The 20,169-nt window shown below is 34.3% G+C and carries 24 protein-coding genes and 2 pseudogenes; 7 read left to right on the top strand and 19 right to left on the bottom strand.

The window, feature by feature from the left end:
- Positions 1 to 23 precede the first annotated feature (23 nt).
- A complete protein-coding gene (gene clpP, locus QRY57_RS14175; RefSeq protein WP_208017525.1) occupies positions 24 to 605 on the bottom strand; it encodes an ATP-dependent Clp endopeptidase proteolytic subunit ClpP in 582 nt (193 codons plus the stop codon).
- Between the two features lie 21 nt (positions 606 to 626).
- Positions 627 to 1,316, bottom strand: coding sequence for an RNA polymerase subunit sigma-70 (locus QRY57_RS14180; protein ID WP_286015313.1), 690 nt, complete (start codon positions 1,314 to 1,316; stop codon positions 627 to 629).
- A gap of 143 nt (positions 1,317 to 1,459) precedes the next feature.
- On the opposite strand from QRY57_RS14180, the gene QRY57_RS14185 reads away from it, so the two are divergent.
- Complete coding sequence (locus QRY57_RS14185; RefSeq protein ID WP_286015314.1) at positions 1,460 to 1,780, top strand: 2Fe-2S iron-sulfur cluster-binding protein; 321 nt, start codon at positions 1,460 to 1,462, stop codon at positions 1,778 to 1,780.
- Positions 1,781 to 1,792: 12 nt separating this feature from the next.
- Positions 1,793 to 2,458 (top strand): ribose 5-phosphate isomerase A, encoded by a 666-nt coding sequence (rpiA, locus tag QRY57_RS14190; RefSeq protein ID WP_286015315.1) that lies wholly within the window; start codon positions 1,793 to 1,795, stop codon positions 2,456 to 2,458.
- 108 nt (positions 2,459 to 2,566) lie between these two features.
- Here rpiA and QRY57_RS14195 read toward each other — a convergent pair whose 3' ends face one another.
- Positions 2,567 to 2,827, bottom strand: a complete 261-nt coding sequence (locus QRY57_RS14195) for a Gp49 family protein (protein WP_286015316.1) — start codon at positions 2,825 to 2,827, stop codon at positions 2,567 to 2,569.
- A 490-nt stretch (positions 2,828 to 3,317) separates the two neighbouring features.
- Between QRY57_RS14195 and QRY57_RS14200 the strand changes: the two genes are divergently transcribed.
- Complete coding sequence (locus QRY57_RS14200) at positions 3,318 to 3,770, top strand: GNAT family N-acetyltransferase (RefSeq protein WP_286015317.1); 453 nt, start codon at positions 3,318 to 3,320, stop codon at positions 3,768 to 3,770.
- Between the two features lie 98 nt (positions 3,771 to 3,868).
- On the opposite strand, the gene QRY57_RS14205 is transcribed toward QRY57_RS14200, so the two are convergent.
- The 14 genes and pseudogenes from QRY57_RS14205 to QRY57_RS14270 form a co-directional block, all read right to left on the bottom strand.
- Positions 3,869 to 4,798 carry a phosphotransferase enzyme family protein gene (locus QRY57_RS14205; RefSeq protein WP_286015318.1) on the bottom strand — a complete coding sequence of 310 codons (930 nt, stop codon included), beginning with the start codon at positions 4,796 to 4,798 and terminating at the stop codon, positions 3,869 to 3,871.
- A gap of 34 nt (positions 4,799 to 4,832) precedes the next feature.
- A complete protein-coding gene (locus QRY57_RS14210; protein ID WP_286015319.1) occupies positions 4,833 to 5,219 on the bottom strand; it encodes a ribosomal maturation YjgA family protein in 387 nt (128 codons plus the stop codon).
- Positions 5,220 to 5,434: 215 nt separating this feature from the next.
- Positions 5,435 to 6,049 (bottom strand): DUF4241 domain-containing protein, encoded by a 615-nt coding sequence (locus tag QRY57_RS14215; RefSeq protein ID WP_286015320.1) that lies wholly within the window; start codon positions 6,047 to 6,049, stop codon positions 5,435 to 5,437.
- Between the two features lie 47 nt (positions 6,050 to 6,096).
- Entirely contained in the window at positions 6,097 to 6,690 is a 594-nt protein-coding gene (locus QRY57_RS14220; RefSeq protein ID WP_286015321.1) for a DUF2441 domain-containing protein, read from the bottom strand.
- Between the two features lie 102 nt (positions 6,691 to 6,792).
- Positions 6,793 to 6,920: pseudogene (locus QRY57_RS14225) on the bottom strand (MmcQ/YjbR family DNA-binding protein); the annotation flags it as partial.
- Positions 6,921 to 6,924: 4 nt separating this feature from the next.
- Entirely contained in the window at positions 6,925 to 7,326 is a 402-nt protein-coding gene (locus QRY57_RS14230) for a GNAT family N-acetyltransferase (protein WP_286015322.1), read from the bottom strand.
- 42 nt (positions 7,327 to 7,368) lie between these two features.
- Positions 7,369 to 7,722: a GNAT family N-acetyltransferase gene (locus QRY57_RS14235; RefSeq protein ID WP_286017863.1), complete on the bottom strand. Its 354-nt coding sequence runs from the start codon at positions 7,720 to 7,722 to the stop codon at positions 7,369 to 7,371.
- Positions 7,723 to 7,812: 90 nt separating this feature from the next.
- Positions 7,813 to 8,415, bottom strand: a complete 603-nt coding sequence (locus tag QRY57_RS14240; RefSeq protein ID WP_286017864.1) for a serine hydrolase family protein — start codon at positions 8,413 to 8,415, stop codon at positions 7,813 to 7,815.
- Between the two features lie 15 nt (positions 8,416 to 8,430).
- The gene (locus tag QRY57_RS14245; protein ID WP_286015323.1) at positions 8,431 to 8,577 is read right to left on the bottom strand and encodes a hypothetical protein; all 147 of its coding nucleotides are present in this window, start codon (positions 8,575 to 8,577) and stop codon (positions 8,431 to 8,433) included.
- A gap of 95 nt (positions 8,578 to 8,672) precedes the next feature.
- Positions 8,673 to 9,011 carry a DUF952 domain-containing protein gene (locus QRY57_RS14250; protein WP_286017865.1) on the bottom strand — a complete coding sequence of 113 codons (339 nt, stop codon included), beginning with the start codon at positions 9,009 to 9,011 and terminating at the stop codon, positions 8,673 to 8,675.
- 86 nt (positions 9,012 to 9,097) lie between these two features.
- The gene (locus QRY57_RS14255; RefSeq protein ID WP_286015324.1) at positions 9,098 to 11,194 is read right to left on the bottom strand and encodes a HelD family protein; all 2,097 of its coding nucleotides are present in this window, start codon (positions 11,192 to 11,194) and stop codon (positions 9,098 to 9,100) included.
- A 289-nt stretch (positions 11,195 to 11,483) separates the two neighbouring features.
- On the bottom strand, positions 11,484 to 11,864 hold the full coding sequence (locus QRY57_RS14260) for a gamma-glutamylcyclotransferase family protein (protein ID WP_286015325.1): 381 nt from the start codon (positions 11,862 to 11,864) through the stop codon (positions 11,484 to 11,486).
- 23 nt (positions 11,865 to 11,887) lie between these two features.
- Positions 11,888 to 14,005, bottom strand: coding sequence for a DNA helicase RecQ (gene recQ, locus QRY57_RS14265; protein ID WP_286015326.1), 2,118 nt, complete (start codon positions 14,003 to 14,005; stop codon positions 11,888 to 11,890).
- 49 nt (positions 14,006 to 14,054) lie between these two features.
- A complete protein-coding gene (locus QRY57_RS14270) occupies positions 14,055 to 14,969 on the bottom strand; it encodes a LysR family transcriptional regulator (RefSeq protein ID WP_286015327.1) in 915 nt (304 codons plus the stop codon).
- Positions 14,970 to 15,102: 133 nt separating this feature from the next.
- Here QRY57_RS14270 and QRY57_RS14275 point away from each other — a divergent pair, with 133 nt between their 5' ends.
- Entirely contained in the window at positions 15,103 to 16,365 is a 1,263-nt protein-coding gene (locus QRY57_RS14275) for an APC family permease (protein WP_286015328.1), read from the top strand.
- 93 nt (positions 16,366 to 16,458) lie between these two features.
- Positions 16,459 to 16,620, top strand: a complete 162-nt coding sequence (locus tag QRY57_RS14280) for a hypothetical protein (RefSeq protein ID WP_170833633.1) — start codon at positions 16,459 to 16,461, stop codon at positions 16,618 to 16,620.
- Between the two features lie 888 nt (positions 16,621 to 17,508).
- Here QRY57_RS14280 and QRY57_RS14285 read toward each other — a convergent pair.
- Positions 17,509 to 17,955 carry an NUDIX hydrolase gene (locus tag QRY57_RS14285; protein WP_286015329.1) on the bottom strand — a complete coding sequence of 149 codons (447 nt, stop codon included), beginning with the start codon at positions 17,953 to 17,955 and terminating at the stop codon, positions 17,509 to 17,511.
- 499 nt (positions 17,956 to 18,454) lie between these two features.
- Between QRY57_RS14285 and QRY57_RS14290 the strand changes: the two are divergent.
- A pseudogene (locus tag QRY57_RS14290) lies at positions 18,455 to 19,069 on the top strand (acetylglutamate kinase); the annotation flags it as partial.
- Positions 19,070 to 19,235: 166 nt separating this feature from the next.
- Entirely contained in the window at positions 19,236 to 19,595 is a 360-nt protein-coding gene (locus tag QRY57_RS14295) for a cytoplasmic protein (RefSeq protein WP_208017542.1), read from the top strand.
- Between the two features lie 92 nt (positions 19,596 to 19,687).
- On the opposite strand, the gene QRY57_RS14300 is transcribed toward QRY57_RS14295, so the two are convergent.
- A complete protein-coding gene (locus QRY57_RS14300; protein ID WP_286015330.1) occupies positions 19,688 to 20,071 on the bottom strand; it encodes a hypothetical protein in 384 nt (127 codons plus the stop codon).
- Positions 20,072 to 20,169: the final 98 nt, after the last annotated feature.

Below are 20,169 nucleotides of genomic sequence, written 5' to 3' on the forward strand. Positions count from 1 at the left end.
TATATTCTCTGGCCTATTTTAAGTTATTTTTTTTCAATAACAGCGTCAACAATACCATATGCTTTCGCTTCTTCTGCAGTCATAAAGTAATCTCTTTCTGTATCCTCTGCTACCTTTTCAACTGGTTGACCTGTTCGATCCGATATAATTTTATTAATATCATGTTTTAACTTTAATATTCGTTTTGCAGTTATTTCAATCTCCGTCGCTTGCCCTTTTACTCCGCCAAGTGGCTGATGAATCATAATTTCACTATTTGGAAGCGCAAACCTTTTTCCTTTTGCTCCAGCGAGTAACAATAAGGCTCCAAATGACGCTGCGAATCCCATACAAAGTGTTTGAACATCGGGTTTAATCAAATTCATTGTATCTAATATCGCAAATCCCGCTGTAGTTGAGCCTCCTGGACTATTGATATAAAGAAAAATATCCTTCTCCGCATCTTCTGCCTCTAAAAATAATAACTGTGCCACGATACTGCTTGCTACTTGATCATTAATTTCTGATCCGATCATGACAATACGGTCTTTTAACAACCTTGAATATATATCATAGGAGCGTTCTCCTAATTTTGTTTGTTCTACAACATACGGAATTGCATTCATTATAATCCCTCCATCTACTTTTTAAGCTGCACATAGCATATAACCGTAAGAAGAAGGTGCTTTTGTATTGAATAATAGTACAGGCTGCTTAGGTGATACGTGTTCAAACTGTATTGTCGGAAGAAGTTTTGTTAACAATTGTGGTTTTTGTTCACGAATAGCTGTTACAATTACTTCAACGTCATCATCCTGCCCGGCTAATTCAATCTTCTCTTCTTCACTTACCGTTTTCAATCTATTTCTACTACGAAATAAGGAAGCCTTCACTGCGCCTTCTGAGATTGAACATATTTCCGCAATATCTGATAAGCTGTATTGAAAAACATCTTTTAACAAGAAGATAACGGATTGCTGTACATTTAATAAAGACAAGACTTTCTCTGCCATCTCATGCAAATCAGCAATTTTACCATGCGGTTCTTCAAATGGAATCTCCTGCTCTAATTTCTCTTGAACTGATTTTGTTTTTAGTTGATCTAGCCATTTATTTCGAGCAATTTTATATAGAAGCGTAATACAAATATCTTTCTCCACATATTTTTGAAGTACTTTACAAACCGTTTCTTGGGCAAGATCTTCTCCATCCCATTTACTTTTGGTTAAAAATGTACAGTACCTTTTTAACTCTGCGTAATTTTCAATTAAAAAGTTTATATTTGAATGATTCATATCGATAGAATTTCTTAACATCTGAGTTACTTTTGTGCACAAAATAACCACTCCTTTTCAGCGCTTACTTAATTAACGATTGAACAAATGAAAAAGTTACGGGTCAAATAAAAAAATCATGTTTATGTTTGTAATTGTGCGGTCATAAATATGTTATGTAGAATTTTACACGAGGAGGCTGGAATATGCCAAAATTAACTGTTGTAGGTAATGGCACATTTGATGTAAAAGAAGGAACAAAGTTAGTACTAGCACTCGAAGATAATGGTATCCATATTCTTCATCGCTGCGGCGGGAAAGCACGTTGTACGACTTGCCGTGTAGAAATCGTATCTGGAGACTTCTGCGAGCCTACACATATTGAGAAGAATACTATTACCGAAAAAGGAATTGAAGATCATTTGCGATTGTCGTGTCAAATGCACGTACATACAGACCTTACTGTTCGTCCTATATTAACAGTTGAAAATTCTGGATTAGACGCGGGACCACGACCAGCAGAATGATGAGGAAAAACGATGACGAATTTAAAACGCTTAGTTGGTGAATATGCTGCTGATTTTATAAAAGATGGGATGAAAATCGGCCTTGGTACTGGTTCCACTGTATATTGGACGATACAAAAATTAGGACAGCTAGTCAGCGAAGGTTTAACGATTCAAGCTGTACCAACATCAATCGAAACTCAGAAATTAGCAGAGCAACTGTCTATCCCCTTAATCTCTTTAAATGACGTAGATTATCTTGATCTCACCATTGATGGTGCAGATGAGATTAACCCGGATTTACAGTTAATTAAAGGGGGCGGTGGTGCACTTCTTCGCGAAAAAATAGTTGCTGTGTCTTCCCAGAAACTTATCATAGTCGCTGATGAATCGAAACTTGTAACGAATTTAGGTATTTTTCCTCTTCCTATTGAAATAGTACCTTTCGCTTGGGAGCAAACTGCAAAACGAATTCAATCCTTTGGTTGCCAGACAATTTTACGTATCCAAAACAATCAACCATTTATAACAGACAATGGCAATATGATCTTAGATTGTGTTTTTCCAAACCAAATAACCAAGCCACTTGAAACTCATCAGCAATTAAAAATGATAACTGGTGTAATTGAAACAGGTTTATTTATTAATATGGTAGATAAAGCAATTATTGCAACTGAAAAAGGAATTAAAGAATTATGACAAAACTAAAGGGCATGATCCCTCGTACATTACCGAGTTCATGCCCAAGAAGTTACCTAACGAAGGAACTGTCTAACTTTTTAGGGACACTTCACTAATAGCAGCTTACTAAACGAATTTAGCTAATTCAGATTGCAATCTATATCCTTCTAATTCCCAAATCTTATTTACGATCCGTTCTTTACAACATTCAATTCCAATATTCACATCATAATCAGCAGGATCAGCACATGCGCTGGATTCGGTTAAAATAAATCCATTTGGCAATTTCGCAACCACGACTGTACATTTACCATGAAATTCTTCCACTGTCCATTGAGTTTTTTCTAAAATATTATCAATATTCTGTTGAGTTACCGTATTATCCATTACTCCATAACCTCCCAATCATCTGCAAACAAATCAGTTTATAAAGCTAACCAAGGAACAAAATGTTCTTGTACTGTTTTCATTGTAATATATGCAACATATGAGACATTATGTCCTCTATGCTTGTTTTATAAAGACCTTACGACGCTAATACACCGTTGACCGTCTATATGAATTCTATTGGCCTTTTTGTCCTAATGCAGTTTCTTACCGCCCTCTGTTCGTTCTCCGGATTCATATATGATAAAATTAATTCAGTCTCTAATATGTCCAAACATGTAATTTTCATAGCATTAAAGTTAAGACTAGGCTTACAACATCATTCAAAATTAGATGAAGCAAGTGCATACAATTCGATAAAGAGTTTCAAGTGGTGTATTATTATCGATATTGAGTCAGGTCCAAAGACAGGAAAAAGAACCCCAAAATGGTCTTCTCGATTTAAAACAGTATCCTTATATTCCCATCATATAAGAAAGGACTGAATAAATTGCAATCAAAACAAATAAAAGAAATAACTGACTTAGAAACTGCCTTTCAAATTCGAAAAGAAGTATTTGTCAAAGAACAAGGTGTTCCTCTGGAAGATGAATTTGATACATTCGATAATTTAAGTGATGTATGTCATCATATTTTGGTTTATTTTAATGAGGTACCTGTAGGAACTGGACGCATTAGATTCGTTGATAACACCGGTAAACTAGAAAGAATCTGCATTTTACAACCTTATCGCAAATATGGTTTAGGAAAAGTGATTATCCAAACATTAGAAGAAATTGCTATAGAAAAAGAAATCTCTAAAGTCAAATTACACGGTCAAACACATGCAGAAGGCTTTTATAAAAAATTAGGCTATCATACTTCTTCAGACGTATTTATGGAAGACGGTATTCCGCATATTCTTATGACAAAGGATTTAACGATTAAAGAAGTTAGTAAATAATAAAGTAAAATCCCCTTTCTGCACTATGTAAAGGGGATTTTAAAACGATTCATTCATAATATACTCTATCAATTCTCTCATCTATACACTGTTGTCTCTTAAACTATCTCTACTCCCTTTATTGTTTCTTCAATCGCCTCTTTATTTGATAAAATCCAAAAGAACATCTCTTCATTTAATTTTAATAATTCTGTCGATTGAACAAAGTAAGTAATGAAGATGGCTTGAATACCTAGCATTACATACCAAATCGCCTGAATCTCTTCTTCTGTTAAAGGATTCTGTTTATGGTATCCCTTAAAAATATTTCGAACAATATATAACCAGTTACTTCTTAATTGTTCATCAGAAAATAATTCGCTTAAAATACTGGTGAAACAATAACACAAATCAAATATTTTCACATTGACTTCCATAAGCTCGAAATCTATAAATCCTTGAAATTCCTCTCCCTTAAAAATAAGGTTAGATAAATGCATATCTCGATGAATGAGTTGCATTGGTAACAACGTAATGGCGTCTTTAAAGTCTTTTTGTAGCTGGTACATAGTTTGAATGAGCTCAGGATGAACTTGCTCACTACTTTTCAAAATAGGTGTAGCCCAATCATAAATTACATTGTACAAATTACGTTCCACAAATTCGTCTACATGATTTATGGAACAAAGTGCCTGATGTAACTTAGCAACTTCACTTCCAATAGTACTACTTAACACTTTAAGATTTTCAACGCGTTTTACTTCTACAACATTTCCCTCTACATACTCATACATACAATAATATTTATCATCTTGTAAAATATAGCTTTCGTTACCTCTCGTCTTCAAAAGCCTTTGTTTTCTAATTCCTTTTTGTACAAGTTGATTTAATACATTTGTTTCAGCCATCAACTGCTTTATCGAACCTTTTTCTTTTAATATATAATTTTGCTTATTCCTTATAATCTTCGTTACTTTCGGTTGGATTGCTTCTGCTGTTACTTGCTCGTCTTGAAACCAAAAATTTGTAATATTTAATATGTGTTCCATTGTACATATACTCCTTTATGAAATCCGAAACCTTTTATACTTTTCGAAACATGAATTCAAAAAGCATACCTATTCCAACTCCAATTGTATAAGCTAATAAATCACTCCACAAAAAACCATATCCTAATACAAGCCCACCTAATGTCGTTGCCCGTATACTATCTATCCATTCCGCATGATATAATTGACTCATTTCAATCCCATAGCAAAATAGTAAACTTAAAAATGCAATCTTTTTAGTCTCCATTTTATGAAAAAGAAATCCAAATCCAATGAAAATCATCAGCGCCCATAGTGCATCTCCTAAATAGGCATTTAATAAATCTGGTAAAACATACGCGAACTTTCTTGATCCCAATCCAAAGATAATTACTATTATGGTTAGTGCCGTATACAGTACCCTATTTCGTTTATATTCCATCCTTAAATCCTCTCTCATCACACCAAACCTTTCACAAAACCTGTACCCCATATTTTTATAAAAGTGATGTGCATGTTCCCTTTCAGCACGATTTCCGATATGTAATCTAATTGAAACTCCTCATTGTTCCATCTATGTACAGCGTCTAAGCGTGTATTTCTGATTTCCACATCTCATTCTACTCTACTGTTCAAAGCCCCTATACCATTATTCATTTATTCCTCATGCAATACTTGAAAATCAGTTACCAGTGAAACTATATTTCCCTTCTCATCAATCCCCCAATAGGAAGGATAAAAACCATCACCATAACCCGAACGGAACATAATAATATTACTCCCCGTTTCCTCACACACTACACAATTTCCCCACTCATCATCATGTTCTGTTAGTACGTCATCTATTAGATCATCATACAAACTAATAAATTCGTCTCCTAGTTCTTGTTGTAGTCTATCTTCTACTTCTTCTAACTTATTAATTGCTTCTACATCTGCAAAACACCCTAGTCCCGTATCAACTGGATAGCCAAAAATGTAGCCTTCCTCTAGTTCACTTACATTCTGTCCTGGCTTTGTTGCCATCTTCCACTCTACCGCTTTTGATTCCGATACTTTCAATTCAGCACCAGCAATTACACCATCTTCCTCGTTCCACCAAGCAATAATTGGATATGTACCTAGCTTAATTGTTTGTTCGAAGTGATTTTTATTAAAAATAAGAGGATCACAAGCAACCAATTTTCCTGAAGTAACTTTTAAATGATCTAATACTTCAGGACGTAGTATTTCACTATTCAATTTAGATAATTCATGTAATAACTTTGACATACTATTTTTCTTCCTCTCGTTCATTTATTCATAGACTTTCCTAGAATTTAAGCTGAGAAATCATCAATAATTTCCACCACTTCAATTTTCCCATTAATTAAAAGCTCTGGAAGCTCATTTTTTACATTACCCTTCCAATATTCTTTAGCTTGTTCAATTTTTCGAGAGAAAGGAACACCATCTTCCTTTGGTAAAAGGTTTCCATCACCCTCAAAAGAATTCCCCATAACTCGAAGCTTAACAATCTGCAAAACTTTCCGACTATAAGAATCAAATAATTTTTTCCATTTCAAAGCATCTTCATAACTTTTCGCAGCGTATAAGCAAGACAATCTTGAAGGATATTCAGGATATTCTTGTAGTCTAACCATTTCTACTATCACTTCTCTAATTGCTCTGATTGTTTGGTCTACATACTTAATCGCTACTTCGGCATTTTCTTTATTCATGTTCAATCCTGTATTTGTATAATGATCTTGTACAATCTGAATAAAGTCTTCACCTTTTGAATTCAATTGTTCTCTCTCAAAAAAGAAGCGATATAAGGTATTATTTTGGTTCTTGTCAAAGGTAATTATCTGCCCAAGAATCATTTTCTTCCTAGTAACGATGTGATAAACATACAATTCGTTCTCTTTCATGGCCTGTCTCCTATTGGTCTTCATCAGACTATATTATATAATTTCCATCACTCTTGTCCGCAAAGAATAATTCGTTTCAGGTACTTGATTCATCAGTGTATCAATTACAAATATTTTATTATGAATTCTCATACATGTAGCATTCCATCCGTCTAGAGAACCTTCGTTACTTTTCTTTTTGAAAAGCAGTATGTACGTGTTGCTTCCTTTGATCCCTTCCCACCTCGTATTCTCTTATCTTGTAAGCTGATTACGATGCATGACTATTTGCCTCGTTGCTTTGAATTGTTGTTTTCCATAGAATTTTATTAATTTTTCTTCACAAAATAGACTTACAATATCTATATGAGCAAGCTCATGAAGCAAGATTGTCATCATTTTCTCACCAATTCCCTTATTCCTTACACTATTATGTACTACAACATCTTCAATATACGCTCGAAACACACCATCAGTTACTGCTCTTGCAAATCCTATTAATTGCTTCTCTTTCCATACACCAATCGCTATACTATTCTCTAACATTTTAGAAATATCTTCTTCATCTCTTTCAGGCCACCAACCAACAGAATTGTACAGTAGCTTCACTTTTTTTGCAGTAATAGGTTGTTTATGATGAAATGTATAATTGTACATTCTATTTACCTCCCAATATTCAATTTACATAATATAATTATTTCACAATTTTAATCGCTTTTCTAAAAAATGTTGACTATACCCTTTAGGATGATCTTCCACTACGCCAAACTCCCTGTAACCATGTTTCTTATAAAATTCAGGTGCTTGAAAACTAAATGAATCAAGTAGTATAAGCCTACAGTTTTTCTCTTTGGCAATTTCTTCGATTTTATTTAATAGTTGACTACCATATCCTCCATGACGTACTGACTCATCCACCCATAAAAAATCGATATGGAGGTGATAAAAATATATTGTGCCTGTTATGCCTCCAAATATTTTGCCAGCATTGTCTTTTAATAGAAAACTTACATGTTCTAGTGGGCTTTTTACTTCATCTGGTAGTACAGACATATTGTATTGGATTACTTTATTTTTAATGTACTCGCTGTCTTTTGAATTGTTTTGTTGTGTAATTTCCAAGTCTATTCTCCTTTCTCTTCATTATAGATAGCATCCTGTATACTCTTTATACAAACATTGCAATGTTTCTATTATTTTCATATCAGCTTCTTGATTCTCATACCGATTTGGTAACTCCATTCCACCAATTACATAAAGCAATGGATTTTCATGAAATGTTCCTAGTATACCAATATTTATAACAGCTGTAGACAATCCAACTGTCATATGTGCCAAGTGGTAACTTCGTATTCCCTCATATTCCCCTTGTTGTCTTACCATTCCATTTATAATGGGTTCCCATAACACTGGATCCGATTCATATCCTTGGAATATATGAATTAAAAGTTTAAGAACTTGTTTTAATTTCCCAACGTTTTTCACATCCCTTGGGTCTTTCGTAACATTAATCTTTGAAAAGGAACATTGAATTCTCTTATTTACTTCTTCCCATCCACCGCAAAAGTTCACAACAGATTGTGCAATACAATTGTCATGACATGCAATCATTACTTCCACAGCATTTCTTAATGTTAATACAGTTCTTTTTTGTAGATGTGGATATATTTCTTTACTATCTTCTTTCGGATTAAATACGATATTTGCGATTTCATCACTCCAGCGAACTTGATTCTCTTCAACCATTTTAGCTACCACAAATCAAATTGCCACTTTTGCGGCAGACGCTAGTGGAACCAATATATGATCATTATATAAAGCGATAATATTTTGGCTTTCTGGTGAATAAACAACGATACCTACCTGACCCGATTTTATTTCTTTTATTTTCTTGATTACTTCCTCCATTTGTACGCCTCTTCTCGATTTCGTTTTTATCCCTTTCAGTATTTCGATAATACAAATCAAAAATCCTTTTATGAGGTTAACAAATAGGTATTCTACTATTTTTGTTCCAACTCTACTGGTAAAACATAGACGCCATTTTCTTTCTGAAGTTCTACTACTTTCACAACAGCATTAGTATTTACAGTTCCGTATATATGTGGATAGTTTTGACCATTAGAAGCCAATTCGTATTTTATCTCCGCATCAACTAATGACGAATCAATTACAAGTAGTACTAACTCCATTTCCCTGCTAAAATGTTTTTCTGCCACTTGAAGAGATTGTTCTAAAAAAGAACAATGAATAAATCCTTCTTGCATTAGTGAAGCTTCAATTATATTTCCTTTTGCTTTTGCTACTTCCCATTCTCTTTTTTTCATTATCTTTGTAATCATAGTCATTTTCCTTCTTCCCTTCTTAGTTATAGAAAAAACAAGAGGATTTTCCCGCTAGTCACTTGAAAATCCTCTTTAAACATCTATTATTTACTTTCATATAACTCTTCTTGTATTCCTCGAATTAAAGGTGATGCTTCTCCAGAATAGAAGATTCGTAAGTCATGGAGAGCTCTTGTACATCCAACATATAATAATTTTGCATCATGCTTTGTACCTTTATAATGTACTTCATCAACATCGATAAGAAGTACCGCATCAAATTCTAATCCTTTTGCTAAATACACAGGCACAACTGAAATGCCGCCTTCATATTTATTTTGGTTTGCTTCGATGACATTAACAGTGATTCCTTCAGCTGTTAACTTCTCATATAAATCGCGGCATTCCTCATCTGTTCTTCCTATAACAGCGATCGTTTTCACATTTTCATTCTGCATATGTTGTAGAGTCTTTACAATTGCGGCAAATTGGTCGTCAGTCGAAATAACTTTTACTTTCTCACCACTGCGGAAAACAGGGGTTGCGAATCCTACTGGAACTTCAGCATTTTTAATCACTTCATTTGCAAACTCAATAATTTCTTTTGTAGAACGATAACTTCTCGTCAGTTCAAAATAACCCGTTTCTTGAAACACTTCTTTGAAGTCATTCCAGTCTTCAATTCCTTGATAATCATATATAGCTTGCGATAGATCACCTAAAATCGTAAAGGAATTACCCATTGTAATTTCTTTTAATATATATATTTGGAATGGTGAAAAGTCTTGCGCTTCATCTATAACAACATGGTGGAATTTTTGCCCGATTTCAATACCCGCTAATCTATGGTGAATATGAATAAGAGGTGCTAAATCTTCTACATACACTTCTTTTTTACGGCAACTTTTTTCTGTATCTTGAACAAGTTCTTCAGGCAAAAGTTCCAATATTTCTTTTCGCTGCATCATCGAACTATAAAATGATAACGGGCTCATTTTAGGCCAAAATTTCATATAGGCATTTAATCTCTTTGTAGCTTCTTTTTTTAATACTTTTTTCTCATTTGTTCCTTCAAACTTTTTAAGTTCAATCTCGATCCAGCGTTTTATTCGGCCAACCAATCTTTCTCTACGCTTCATTAATGGATAGTGTTTATATTCCACTTGCATCCATTTTTTAACCTCTTCTACTGTAATAGCAGCTTTATCCCACGCTTCAAAATCTTTTACTGGTACTAAATTCTCTTCAAATTGAGCAATACTTTTTTCAATAAATGACTTAAACTTCAGCGTTCCTTTTAATTTACCAAGCATAACCTTGCTATCATCACGATTTATTGCAAAAGCTTGTTTCAGTTTTTCTTCTGTATTTTTTACTTTCACCGCATCATCTAACGTACGCAGCGCCCAATCTTGAAATGTTGTTTGCCTAATATTTCCGACGCCAAGCTCAGGAAGTACACTAGAAATATAATCTAAAAACAAACTGTTTGGTGCAAATACAATCATTCTCTCTGCCTCTAGCTGTTCACGATATTCATAAATTAAAAAAGCAAGGCGATGTAAAGCGATTGTTGTTTTTCCGCTTCCTGCAACCCCTTGAATCAATAGTGGCATGTTTTTCTCTGCACGAATAATATCATTTTGTTCGGATTGTATCGTCGAAACGATATCTTTTAATTTATTATCTTTATTTTCACCTAATCGATATAGAAGAAAATCATCCGCAAGAGATACATCTTCACTTCCTTTTGTATATGTATCAACCACACGTTCTAGTTCTCTTTTGCGAATGGCGATATTTCTTTTTAAATACACATCTCCTTCTACTAGTCCGTCTGGTGAATGATAAAAAGCCGATTCTTCACCACCAGTAAATGAATAAAACATGCTCGCAACAGGTGCACGCCAGTCAATAACAATTGGTTTCATCGTTTCTTCATCTGAAACACCTACTTTACCAATATAAATTGGATTTGGTTCTAATTGTCCATCCTCCTGAAAATCTAGTCGTCCAAAGTATGGTTCTTGTACACCAACACGTAAGTTTCTCCGACTTGATTCCCTCATACTTTCAAGGATTTGCTCTTTAAAATCTTCTCCATAATAAACTGGGATCTTTTCCAACTTCTCTAATTGCTCATCCATTGTAGCTAAAGTCTCTTTCATCCGCTGGAATTCTTCTTCAAATATAGTACTCATTGTGATGATTCCCTCCTGTCCGTTCGAAAATTTCAGTCGAAATACAATTGTATAAAAAATACGTTTACAAAGTCAATAGATCGAGTAAGAATTTTCCAAAAAATAAAAAAGACAAAGGGTTTACGCCCTCCGCCTTTTTGTTTGCCTGCTCTATTAAATTAAATAGATAAGTAACATTCTAAATTGATTTCCCAAATAGTTTATCTGTAAATCTGCAATTTTGACCAATTCTCTAGAACTTGAGCAAAGGACATGTTGCATAATTCCTAAAAAACTTAATTAGTCCTTGCTATATTTTTTGGTAACGTGTCCAATCGCCAGAAGAAATGAGTTTTTGTAACATTTCGTCATTCTGCGCAACATAAACATATGCATCCCTATTATAATCTCCAAAATAGATAGTCTGTATAATATGATCATATAAATCTTGTTCTGGATTACCTGTATACACTTCCAGTTCATCTAACTTTTTTAAAATCTCATCATCTACTTCATATACTTCGCCATACACTTTATCCTCTTTCGATCGAATCATTGCAGGATAGCCTTCATTTGTATCAAAAAGTTTCCCATGAGTCCATGCTTCTTCAGCTATACACGTCGCCCTATGTAAGTAATGAGCATTTGATTGTTGTTTTCTTAAAGTGCCGTAAACAAAAACATAATGCATTTCCTTATCCCCTTTGTACTTCTCTATTTTCTTATTTGTAAATAAGCACGAATCATAAAGTAACTCACTTCAGCAGGAAGCAGTTCTTTAATCGACTTTAATCCGCCTTCTGCATGTTGCATTGCTGTTTCAATAAGAGATTCATATTCTGCTGGAACGAAACTATGCCAATCCACTTCCATTCCTTCTTCATAACAGCGAATTAAGTGATTTTCGACAGTTTGACTTGATAAGCCTCGTTCTTTTGCGATTATACTTAACTCCGTTCCTTGTTTATACATTTCATACGTTTCTAAGTGAGAATTTGTCGATGATTTTCCAGGTTTCTTGCGTTCCGTAACAACTTCTGTCTTAATCGTATCCGCGTAATCTGGATTTTCTTCAATAAAATGAATGACTGCTTGTAAAAAGTGCGAACCATACTTCGCAAGTTTATGTTCTCCAATCCCTTTAACTTGTAAAAGTTCTGGATCGCTTTGTGGCATTTTCGCACACATATCTTTTAGCGTTTGATCAGAGAAGATAACAAATGGTGGTACGCCTTCCCCTTGCGCGATTTCTTTCCGAACTTCACGTAATATCTCAAACAATGGATGATCCTGTACAATTTGTCTTGTTGCCACTCTTTCTTTACGTAACACATTTTCATTCCCAAGCAATACTTCTTTCCCTTTTTCTGTTACCTTTAAGGTTGGATACGTCCCGTGTTCCACCGCAATTAATTCTTCTGAAATTAAAAACTCAATAAACTCACTTACTTCTTTTACGCTACGATTCGATAAAAGACCATAAGTAGGTAATGTATGGAAATTGAATTCAACTACTTTTTTATTTTTTGATCCGGTCAGTACTTGTGCAATCATTTGCTTTCCAAATCGCTGGTTTGTTCGAATCATACATGATAAAACCATTTGTGATTCTCTCGTAACGTCGACGCTCTCACGTTCATCTGTACAATTCCCACAGCGTCCACAATCTTCTTTTGGTTCTTCACCAAAGTACTCTAGAATAAATGATTGTAAACATTGTTCTGTATGGCAGTAATCTGTCATATACTGCAATTTTTCAAGTTCATTTGAGAAACGTGATTCTCCAGTGGATTGATCAATTAAAAAGCGCTGTACTTGTACATCCTGAGAAGAATATAACAAAATACATTCACTATCTAATCCGTCACGGCCAGCACGTCCTGCTTCTTGATAATAACTTTCCATATTCTTCGGGAGTTGATAATGAATAACATAACGAATGTTTGATTTATCGATCCCCATACCAAATGCAGATGTCGCTACCATTACGCTCACTTCATCACGTAAAAATCGCTCTTGCTGTCCGTTACGATCATGATCATTCATTCCGGCATGATAACGAGCAACTGAAACCCCTGCTTTATATAAATCTTCATACAACTGATCAACAACTTTTCTTGTCGCTGCATAAATAATTCCAGATTCCTTTTTATTTTGACGAATATAGTCCGCTAAATATGCATTTCGATCCTGTCCCTTGATTACTGAGAACGATAAATTTTCCCGTTCAAACGTTGTCATAATTGTATTTTTTTGATCAATTTCTAGCGCGCGACAAATATCTTCTCGCACTTGCGGTGTTGCAGTCGCAGTTAACGCTAATACAAGCGGCTTTTCTGGAAGATAGTCTAATATACGATGTATATGTAAATAACTTGGGCGGAAATCATGTCCCCACTGCGAAATACAGTGTGCTTCGTCAATTGCAATCATCGGTATCTTCATATCAATTAATTGATCCACAAATTCCATTGAATCTAGACGCTCTGGCGCCACATATAGCAACTTATAATGACCTTGTTTCGCTAATTGGATTCGTTGGTTTGCTTCTGTAATTGAAATAGAACTATTAATGTATGTAGCTGAAATTCCATTTTGTACTAACGTATCTACTTGGTCCTTCATAAGTGAAATAAGCGGCGATATAACTAATGTCGTCCCCTCAAATACTAATGCCGGAATTTGATAACAAATCGATTTACCACCGCCTGTTGGCATAATACAAACGGTATCTTTTCCATCCAATACATTTTTAATTGTCTCATCTTGCCCTCTGCGGAATGACGTGTAACCAAAATAGGACGCTAAAAGTTCTTGTGCTTTTGTAAACAAAAAAGATTCACCTGCTTTTCTTAGTCTTTCATCTTGTAATATTATATCATTACTCGAAAATCATTGTACTCTCTACTTCTCTCCATCCCTTCGCATGCTTACGTATAATCGTTACAAACTCATGCAAAGCTGGAGAAAACCATTTATTTTTATGATACGCAAGTTGTGTCGCAAACTTTGTTTCATTTGCAATAACAGCGTGTAATCTCTTATCTTTCCACTCTTGCTGGGCCGTAATAATTGGTAATAAAGAAATCCCTAATCCGCACATTACACATTGTTTTATCGCCTCAATACTCCAAAATTCAAATGTACTTTCATGCTGAATTCCTTGCCTTTGTAAATAATGTTCAAAAAACGCTCGGTAACTGCAACCACGTTCCGTATACAAAAAGGTTTCCTCTTGAGAAAATTGAACGTCTTGCGAATCTGTTTTTGTTACAGTGTAATCTTTTGGGAAAACAAACACCATTTGCTCCATGACAAGTTGCTCGATATGTAAATCCTCTTCATGACGCTCGGTGTCTAAGAGAAAAGCAATATCTATATTCCCGCTCTTTAAATCATTTCTCAATTCCAAACACGTCGAAGCTTTTAATGTAATTTTCACTTTTGGATACTTCTTTTTATATTCGTGAAGAATAGAGGGCAATCGGTAAATTGTTAATGATTCTGGAGCACCAATTACAATTTTTCCAGTAATCTCATTATCCATGCTTGGGATTTGTTTTACTTTCTCGGACAAAGCAATCATTTCATTGGCATAAGGCAGTAAATGCTTCCCTACATCTGTTAACACCATTTTTTTCCCTAACCGATTGAATAAAGGCTGTCCCATTTCTTGTTCAATTGCTTGAATATGTCCTGTTACAGTAGATTGCGCATACCCTAAATAGTCTGCTGCCCGTGTGTATCCTCCTAACTCAACAATTGTTTTAAATGTTTTTAAATGCCGAATCTCCACTTCAATATCCCCATTCTAACATCATAATTTCCGATAATTAACTTCATATATATCTATTTTACTGATAAATAAACCCGATTTACAATAAAAGAAACAAATTTTTTTAACTTTTCAAAAGGAGATGTATGTACATATGAGAAAGAAAAAATTAGGGCCATTACTTCTCAGCGGCTTAATTATTGGTCCCATTTTAGGATCGGGAATCATTTTACTTCCCCCACTTATTTACAAAACAACTGGAGATTATGCCATTATTGCTTGGCTATTTATTATGGGAGTTGGATTTCTTTTTGCTTCATTGTTTGGTAAGTTAAGCATTCGCTTCCCCAGTGAATCTGGAATTGCACATGCAGTCGATCAAGCTTTTGGACCTTCTATGAAACAATTAACTTCTATTCTCTTTATCATAGCAGGTTGTCTAGGACCAACAGCTGTTCTGATGACAGCCAGTCAATATATAGCAGCTTTATTTTCAAACTTTAAATTTCCGTTAGAGGGAATTGGTTTTCTTTTAATGAGCGTTTGTATATTCATTTTATTATTAGATATATCATCTATTGGAAAAATATCATTTGTATTTTCAACAGCTGCAACCGTTCTTTTATTAAGTGGAGGAATCAGTTCTATTCCTCATCTTCGATCAGAACATCTATTTCAAACATCTTTTTCTTTTGGTAATTTTGGATATAGTATTTTACTGCTCTTTTGGGCTTTAGTAGGTTGGGAGATTATTGGGAATTACAGTATGGAGGTCAAAAATCGAAAGAAAACGATTCCGCAAGCAATTGCGATAAGCACATTTACTGTAACGGTTGTTTGTCTTGTCGTAGCAGGCGCTACACAATGGATTGAAATTCCAAATTCAAATCAAGAAAATTTACGAATAACAGTCATACTAGCTACTTTATTTGGTGAGTTTGCTATTCCTCTTATTGCCTTTATTGCTACTGTTCTTTGCATGAGTACATATTTATTGGTTGTTGGCGGTGTCTCACGTCTTATCGCTTCTGAGGCGAAATATATAAAGAAATTATCTAAACTTTCCTATCGTACGAAATCGAATGTACCAAGCTTTTCTTTACTGTTATTAGTAAGTATACATACTGCCGTATTTATCTGCCTATATAACCATCTCATTACAGTTGAACAAATCGTAGCCATTGCAAATGCTTTCTTTATCTGTAATACCATATGCGGAATCTTTGCAGCATATAAATTATTACCAGGTTTATTTAACAAAATTCTCTCTTTAAGTTTAATTGTCTGTTTCTTTATCATTCTCTCTTTCTCTTCCATCTGGATTTTAATGAGTATCGGAATACTAATTGCTTTCTATGGATTACAGTACTTCAAAAACAGACCAAAACCTTATGAAAAGAAAATTTCAATAAGATAATGAAAAGAAAAGATTCTCATTTGAACTATTTCTCACACAAATCACACATTCATTTCCATAATATAACCGCATCAAATTAAAGGAGGTTTATTTATGAAACGCAACAATAATCTAATTGCCTTTCGCTCTTCGGATAAACAACTCAAAGTCTCTAATAATGATGCCTGGAAATATGAATCTATTTATAAATATCGACCTTTATTTTCCTACAAAAAGCTTTTTAACATCTTTTTTAATGAGAAAAAACATGAATAGCATTCATACAACATTTCTCAATGCGCGACCCATGGACTTCATTCATCCTAATTGTTAATATTTAATGAATCTATTGGATTAAAGTCCCTTCTTACGACCTGCCTTTTATTTGCAGGCCTTTTTTATTCCCTCATGACCCTATAAATGTAACAAAAGCGTGAAATTGTGACACGTAATAAAGCAACAATTGATGACCGCTAAATTTTTTTCTCAATACACAAACCCCATTCAGTTTGTTACTATAAAGTTACTCCAGATGGGTTATTACTCATCAACATTATCTAGCCAAAGAGACCTGCCCGCGGGAAGTAGGTCTCTTTGACTTTGTTTGAAAGATTCTTATAGCCTCCTCACTAGGCCTCTCTTCATTTGGACACATTTACCAGCATTATTTCCAAGAAATTCATGTTATGCTTACTTTGTCGAGCCCGACATTCTCGACAATATACCCTTACGAAGCCCTGTAACTTCCCTTGCAGGGCTTCATTTCTTTTATATCCCCCTTATTAACATCTATTTCAATTTCATTTCCTACAATTGACTTAAAAAATCCCCTTTAAGATCCATATAAATTCCCACATCTCTTTATAAAGTGAAACTGATTATTAGCCCTCACCAATCGAGCTTTTACGGACAGTTAATCTCCCGCCTAACTTCTTTAGAAAAGCGGAAGCAGCTCGATCGGAATCACAGGTGTAGCTTTAAAATAAAGTTTGATCAAATTAATGAGAATGACGCTGATAAAAGACAAATAGAAAGAGCATGTATAAAAAAAGATTAATCAAAACATACTCTTATTTCATCTAATTGCTCAAATGTTTTATAAAAAAGTTTGATCGTTTCAATGGGCCTTCCTCAACTAAAGCACCCGTTAATTCAATAACCATCTCACATAATTTTTTTCAATAACCTTACCATAAATGGTGTCTTTAATGTCTCTTTTATTAGTGAATTTTGGTGTTTCATAAAATTATTGATCTGTTTTCGTCTATTTGGAACCATTAACAAAGGTAATCTACCAGGATTAAACCACCCAATTTTTGCAGTTTCAGGTCCATTATTTATTGGTTCTCCCCCTAGTAATTTTCCTAAAAATATATGTTGCATATCATCGTATTGAGGTTGGTGATATTCTCCTATTTTACGATCAATAGCAATTATATAGCCCGTTTCTTCTTTAGTTTCTCTTATAGCACACTTATCTAACTGTTCATTCTCTTCTAGTCTTCCCCCAGGCAAATCCCAGATAGGATAATCATTTCGTTTAACTAGCAATATTTTGCCTTCATTATTATCAACAATAGTAAAGCACCCTGTGGTTTTTGTAGTATTCATTATAAATATGATCTCCTTAACTTACTCAATTGCCAATCAACTTGTATTTCTCTTTGCCTAATAAATTTTCCTTCTTACTGAATTAAACTGGCCCTTTAGTTGAGTAATTTTATTGCTACTCAACATTTCCTTAATCCGCCTTTCAGTTCAGATCTTCTTTTCACTTTTCATTATAAAAACACCCCTTTAAATAAACAGATCCAAAGGGACAAAACATCGCAACTTTTTTATGAACATCGCGTCTTTTTTTAAAACACCGTGACTTTATTTAAAAGCAACAACAGGATGCCCGCGAAAGGCGCTTTTTCCCTCGTCCGAGGGGGCGAAATGACCGGAGATTCTAGCCGCTTGAGCTGGACAATGCTTTGGCCGAATTTTGAGGCGGGAGTCTTACTGTCCGTTAATGCGGCATAATTTTTTGGGGACACGTAACTTAGGAATGCACTTTATCATATCGTAAGGTATATGTATTCAAAGGAGTGTAAACATTATGTAACCTTATTGGCAGCCATATTATTACACATACGATACACCGTATAAAAATTGGGATTCACCGGTACGAGATTACCGCATCAGTAAGAATGAAATGATGTTACAAAATTACATGCGCTCTCTATGGGAACAACATGTCGCTTGGACAAGCCTTGCCATCATAAGCATCATTTTCAACTTACCAGATTTGAATGTCACAGTTGCAAGACTCCTACAAAATGCTCCAGATATGGGGAATTCACTTCAACCTTTTTACGGTAAAAAGGCCGCAAAAAAATATAGTGATTTGATAAAAGATCACTTAGTAATTGCTGCGGATCTTGTCAAAGCAGCAAAAGCTGGTGATCAAAATGCCGCATTAAACGCAGAGAAGAAATGGTATAGAAATGGAGATGAAATTGTAGAATTCTTAAGTAGTATAAATCCATATCTACCAAAAGAAGAATTTAGAAAAATGTTTTATGAACATCTAGCACTAACAAAATCAGAGGCTGTATCTATTTTAAATAAAGATTATCAATCCAGTGTTAAATTGTATGACAAAATAGAGAAAGGAGCTTTAGAAATGGCTGACGCTATTACAGCAGCGATCGTAAAACAATTCCCTCAAGTTTTTCAATAACAGAAGATATCGATTCATTTTTGAATCGGTATCTATTAAACTTTTTCTCCCTATCAACTCGTAAATTCCTTTACATAATTATTACCAACCACCTTATCTCTTTACATTTAACATGTATAGAGATATTTTATTAATATCCTTATTTATATTTATAGGAGGAAAAATATTGATTAACGCAGTAGGTATCGCTTTTATTCTTTCTAATAAGCCTGAAAAGAAGAAAAAAGTTTATCTTAATGATAGATTTGCACTAATAGACATTTTTGAATCTAAAGATGTGTATGATTCTGAAGGCATCCCACTAGTAGAGCTAACATGTAAATACAGTATTTATTTGGATGAAAAATACTATTGTAAATCTCTCGAAGACTACACTGGACAAGTATTTCCTTTCCTTAGTTCAAAAATAGGAAAAGGTCTTGTTAGAAATTTAAATTATTATTTTTCATATGTTGATGTGTATGATAAAAAACCACCAGTTAAAGAAATAAGAAGCCTTATGGAGGAAGTAATCAATTACAATTGAACTACCCCCACCTACCGTTACACGCTTGAGGTAGGGGTCTTCCCGCTAAATATGATAAAGGGGATTTCTACATCCCTTTTTTCTATGAATGATTAATCTTCAGCTCGATATGTTAGTACAGATAAAAATTCTTTTAGTGAATCACTATGTAAAAGTGGCTCCCACTCACCCATGCCATGTTCAGCTGTATACACTGGAAAATTAATATCTTTTACATCAACAAAAAATGGATCACCCATTAATTCCTCATATCCAATAACAAACCAGCTTTCTTTCCAATCCCCTTTTTCGTTTCCAATAAGAGATTCATTTTCTAACCCTCCTACACGATAACCTAATTGTCCTTCTTCAAAATCAGCTCTAGAAAATAGATAAACAGGCAACATTTCTTCTGTAATATCTAAAATTTCTACCTCTTGATTTTCTAACCGATCGAGCATACATAGCAACTTATCAATTTCATTCTTGTAGGACATTTTAACATCTCCCCATCCAGCTTCTCATCTTATAAGCCTATATTTCTAAAGATACACAACACTTTTTTATACAGTATCAATCGATTTCTTTAACTTTT

Origin of the sequence: Bacillus arachidis (assembly GCF_030285945.1) — a bacterium.
GTDB classification, from domain to species: Bacteria; Bacillota; Bacilli; order Bacillales; family Bacillaceae_G; genus Bacillus_A; species Bacillus_A arachidis.